The sequence below is a fragment of the Salinicola sp. CPA57 genome, from assembly GCF_003206035.1.
Taxonomy (GTDB): domain Bacteria; phylum Pseudomonadota; class Gammaproteobacteria; order Pseudomonadales; family Halomonadaceae; genus Salinicola; species Salinicola socius.
Genome location: NZ_PZJR01000038.1, coordinates 1 through 1181 on the forward strand (window position 1 = coordinate 1; position 1181 = coordinate 1181).

A 1181-nucleotide genomic window follows, 5' to 3' on the forward strand; every position below is an offset into this window, starting at 1 on the left:
CAGCCTGGTTGGCCTGAATCGCCCCTAGTTTCGTAGACACCTCCAGGCCTTATACTGAAGGCAGCAGGAGGTTCCATGAGCCGTCAACGATACACCGAAGAATTCAAGATCGAAGCCGTCAAACAGGTGACGGAGCGAGGCCATCCCGTCACCGAGGTTGCCACCCGGCTGGGCGTGTCCGGCTACAGCCTGTATCAATGGATAAAGCGCTACGCCAAGCCTGCGGAACATCGACAGCAGGACGCTGATCTTCAAGCTGAGAACCGACGCTTGAAGGCTGAGTTGAAGCGTGTATCAGAAGAACGGGATATTCTAAAAAAGGCCACCGCGTACTTCGCCAGAGAGTCCGACTGAGGTACGCGTTTATCCACGACCATGCGGACCAATACCCGGTGCGGCGGCTGTGCCGCACGATGGCGGTGCATCCCAGCGGCTACTATGCCTGGTGCAGTAACGCCCTATCTGGGCGGGCCCGGGATGACCAGCGCCTGCTGGGATTGATCAAGCACGCCTGGCTCGAGAGTGGCGGCGTGTATGGCTATCGTAAAATCCATCAGGATCTACGGGAGGCTGGCGAAGCCTGTGGCAAGCATCGGGTGGCCCGCCTGATGCGCGGGGAGGGGCTACGTTCTCAAACGGGTTACCGACGCCGTCCTGGTTGCTACGGGGGCACACCGGCGATGGTATCGCCCAACCATTTGGATCGCCGGTTTGAAGTGGCAGCACCCAATGTCGCGTGGGTCACCGACATCACCTACATCCGCACCTACGAGGGCTGGCTCTATCTGTCGGTAGTCATCGACTTGTTCTCTCGGCAGGTTGTGGGCTGGTCGATGAAGTCTCGCATGGCGACAGACCTGGTGTTAGATGCCTTGCTGGCAGCGGTTTGGCGGAGAAAGCCACAAGGGGTTGTCATTGTGCATTCGGATCAAGGTAGTCAGTTCAGCAGCACCGACTGGCAGAGCTTTTTAAAGGCCAATCAACTGATGGGCAGTATGAGTCGCCGTGGTAACTGCCACGACAACGCCGTTGCCGAAAGCTTCTTCCAACTCCTCAAGCGTGAAAGGATCAAGCGACGGATCTATCCAACCCGAGAAGCTGCCAGGAGTGATGTGTTCGATTATATCGAGATGTTCTACAACCCAAGGCGCCGCCACGGGACGAGTGATGATCTGTCACCC

At 57.7% G+C, this 1181-nt stretch carries 1 protein-coding gene; it reads left to right on the top strand.

What is annotated here, in order from left to right; genetic code table 11:
* Positions 1-75 precede the first annotated feature (75 nt).
* Positions 76-1181, top strand: a protein-coding gene (locus tag DOM36_RS19880) for an IS3 family transposase (protein WP_110644166.1) whose coding sequence is annotated in 2 segments (ribosomal slippage) — positions 76-319 and positions 319-1181 — 1107 coding nt annotated over the 2 segments. Because the reading frame shifts where the segments join, the coding sequence is not laid out codon by codon here. This gene is flagged as partial in the annotation.